This is a genomic window from Deltaproteobacteria bacterium, from assembly GCA_020845775.1.
Classification (GTDB): Bacteria; Bdellovibrionota_C; UBA2361; order SZUA-149; family JADLFC01; genus JADLFC01.
Genome location: JADLFC010000055.1, coordinates 1 through 3,522, shown reverse-complemented (window position 1 = coordinate 3,522; position 3,522 = coordinate 1). Strand labels below are relative to the sequence as shown.

Genomic DNA, 3,522 nt, shown 5'->3' with positions numbered 1-3,522 from the left:
TACCGTTTCCAAAAAGTAAGTTAAATATTTTACTTTTTGGAAACGGTATTTGTTGTTTATTGGCAAGTGCTTACGCACTTGCTGTTTATACCATTTACAAAAATCCTTTTTGTAAATGGTATAACTTGCCCAAAATAATTCTAAGTTAAGGTAAGTATTAGAAAACTAAGGTTTTCTAATCAATCAAAAACTCATTTATAACGAGTTATGCCGCTTTAATAAGAGATTGTGCGCATTTTTTTCTTTATTGCCTACGTCCTGCCTAGCCTTTACCCTCGGAGGATATGGGAAACGCACATATCTATATACCTATCGCCGACCTAAGGAGCCTGTTCCCAGACGCGAAACCCATTACGTCTTATATACCATTTACAAAAAGGATTTTTGTAAATGGTATAAACGATCCTAGATAAGACAATTGGCACTTGTTTCTATCGCTACCAAAACCCAAAGAGCGGAGTTGGATTCGCCGAAATTTGCTACTTCGTATTGATGGCGCACTGAGTGCGTTTTTCGACGCGCTCAATAAGAAAGCCGCGCGCTTTTCTGTTTGTCACAAATAGATTTGCCGCTAGACACATTATAGCAAGCATTCCCCAAATGCCCGACGTTCCCCAAAGGGCCTTGAAAAAAAATACATCGGCATAGGGCCACGTTAAAGGAGGTAAAATGCGAAAAATTAGCGCCAGTAGAATTAATACAAAGCTTGCACTAACTAAACGTGGCATAGCTATCCTGTTCATCCCCACAAAACCTGGAACCAACCGCACCGCCATGCCAAGTATCAACATGCTAACAAAACCTAATAAATAAAGGTGGCGAATCACATCAACACCTAGGAAATCTTGCTGCATTTCGAGAAGTAGTCGGCAAGCAGCATTGATAAGCTCGCCAATAGCAGCAATAGCTAGGCAAATATATCCACCGGTAATAAACCACTCGAAATGCCCAAACTGACCATAATCGGCTGCATTTTTTCGAGGTGGTCGGGAATCTCTATTGTCCGTTTGGCGAAATTTTCTAAACCAGGGAGCTCTTAGCCTCGTCAATATGTCTAGCTCCCAAATAAACCAAAGAATCGACATTGCTCGAACGGCTGAAAACGCGGTCGAAAGTAATAAACACCACGACTCGCGAGAAGTTAAGAAAATAACATCAAATAGTATTTGAAGTAATGTCGATAGGGTGTACGCGAGAGCAATTTTAAAGACGGGCCACGTCGGTGTCCTCAATCTAAGAAACACTGGCAGCGTGTTGATTGAAAACGCAAAGCAAACCGGAAGTATAACGAGTTCTGTAAAACTCGAGTTTAATAGAGTATTCCACTCCTGATTTATTAGCATTGCCTTCCCCAGCGAGAAGTGTAACGCGACTAATAGATTAGCAACAGCAAACGCCGGCCAGCCTAAAAGAGTTGTGAATAAGAATGGCCTTATGCCAGAAGCCGCAAAGGCATTTAATTGTGGCCGGTGTTCTTTTACGCATGTCACTATTATCTTTAAGTATAGACCTATTGCGATAGCCTCCAATAATCCACTGATGGCCATTAAAGGGCGAGACAGACTGTCGAGCTCTTGGTTAACGAGCATGAAGTGAGACATCGACCTCGATAGTAAGCCGACGACCATGCACCAAAGCATGCTATTAAGTATCAATTTGCTTGGAGGTTTGGCGTTGGTAAGCCTAGGCAGCATATGACTGCTTACTGCCATTATGAAAAGCCCAGCCCAACCGAGAAGCTGCAAATGCCCATGTGCCTGAATCATAGGACCTAAATATATGCTTGGCGGATAGTTAAAGGCGATTACAAACACTACATGTCCACCCATTCCAAAACCCCCGAGAATGGCGAGCACTAAAGCATATCCAATAAAGTGAATATGAAAAGGTGCATGTTTCATAGAGCTAGTGTACGGTGCAGAAAAGAAACATTTAATTTTTCTATCCTCGTCTCTTTGATTTGTGTCTTTTCCCCTTCGCTCTTTTTGTGGAAGAACTGTTGTCACTACGCCTCTTATCTACGGAAGTAGGTTTGTTCCGCGCAGATTTAGACTTTGTGGTTTTTAATGTCTCGTCGCTATAGGCCTCTTCTGCGCTGCTCTCCTTAACGGCAAATGGCTTGTCGTTTTGCACTATACAGCAGAGTGCCGCAGCAATGTTAGCAGCTGACGTATCATGCTCGAACACAAGTTGCTCGACTATCGGTAAAAAAAACGTCACGTCTCCTGTATCTAAAATATCCGATACATTCTGTTTAAAGCGCTGAATGCGCCTATCTGCTAATTCCTTTTTCGAAGGAAGTTTTAATGGCTCAATCGCCTGTCGAGTCATCTTTTCTATCGTCCTTAGCAGTCTGGTTTCACGCGGAGATACAAAAAGAATTGCTTTCCCACTTCGACCAGCGCGACCCGTGCGTCCAATCCTATGAACATACGCTTCGGCATCATGCGGTATATCGTAGTTAATTACATGGCTAATCCGATCTACGTGGAGTCCACGGGCAGCAACGTCTGTTGCGACTATGATGTCAAGCTCTCCATTTTTCATGCGCTGAACGGTGCGCTCTCTTAAGTCTTGGCTCAGGTCTCCGTTTAGCGCGGCGCTCGAATGACCTCGTGCCTCAAGTTTCTCCGCTAGCTCTACAGTTGCCGTTTTAGTTCGCACAAATATGAGAGCGGCGTCGAAATCTTCAACCTCTAGTATCCTCGTTAAAGCATCGAGCTTGTTTAATCCGGACACTAGCCAAAAATACTGACTAGTTGCTTCAATAGTCCTTGTCCTTGATTCTATCTGAACCTCATGTGCCTCTTGCAAATACTTTCGAGCAACTTTGCGAATAGCGGGCGGCATCGTAGCGGAAAAAAGGGCAATTTGTCTTTGCTCCGGTGCATGCTCGAGTATCCACTCGACATCCTCGATAAAGCCCATGTTTAACATTTCGTCAGCTTCGTCAAGAACCAGAGCTTTAAGGTTTTCTAGTTTTAGACTCTTTCGTCGAATGTGATCCATTATCCTTCCAGGAGTGCCTACCACTACCTGCGGTCCACGCCTTAGCCTAGTTAGCTGATTGTGCATAGACTGGCCGCCATAGATGGGAAGGATGTGAAAGGAATCCATGTTTCTGGCGTAAGCTTGAAAGGCCTCTGCGACCTGTATAGCCAACTCGCGCGTGGGCGTAAGTACGAGTACCTGCGGCGTCCTGTCGCGTAAGTCGATTTTTTCTAGCAGCGGAAGGGCAAACGCAGCCGTCTTTCCAGTGCCAGTTTGGGCTTGCCCAAGGAGATCGTGACCCGCGAGTAAAATCGGTATGCTTTTTTCCTGTATCGGAGTAGGCGTTTCATAGCCAAGATGCTGTAGTGCCTTTAGAATACAACTGTTAAGGCCAAGGCTGTCAAAGGAGGAAGTTTTTTTTGAAATCATTTGTCCTGCGCGGGTAAAGATTTGTGTATTGTGTATAAGAGGTTGTTGCATTAGTGCAAACGAGGCCAAACTTATACCTTAATGTTGACTAATGCGCAAGGT

2 protein-coding genes are annotated in these 3,522 nt (G+C 44.2%); both read right to left on the bottom strand.

Annotated features, from left to right (window positions below):
* Positions 1 to 479 precede the first annotated feature (479 nt).
* Positions 480 to 2,006, bottom strand: a complete 1,527-nt coding sequence (locus tag IT291_03830) for a hypothetical protein (GenBank protein MCC6220353.1) — start codon at positions 2,004 to 2,006, stop codon at positions 480 to 482.
* Positions 1,942 to 3,420, bottom strand: coding sequence for a DEAD/DEAH box helicase (locus tag IT291_03825; protein ID MCC6220352.1), 1,479 nt, complete (start codon positions 3,418 to 3,420; stop codon positions 1,942 to 1,944). The genes IT291_03830 and IT291_03825 overlap by 65 nt, the downstream gene beginning before the upstream one ends.
* Positions 3,421 to 3,522 lie beyond the last annotated feature (102 nt).

Excerpts from the sequence above, each read along its gene's own strand:
- IT291_03825 (MCC6220352.1), bottom strand. The coding sequence starts at position 3,420 with ATGATTTCAAAAAAAACTTCCTCCTTTGACAGCCTTGGCCTTAACAGT.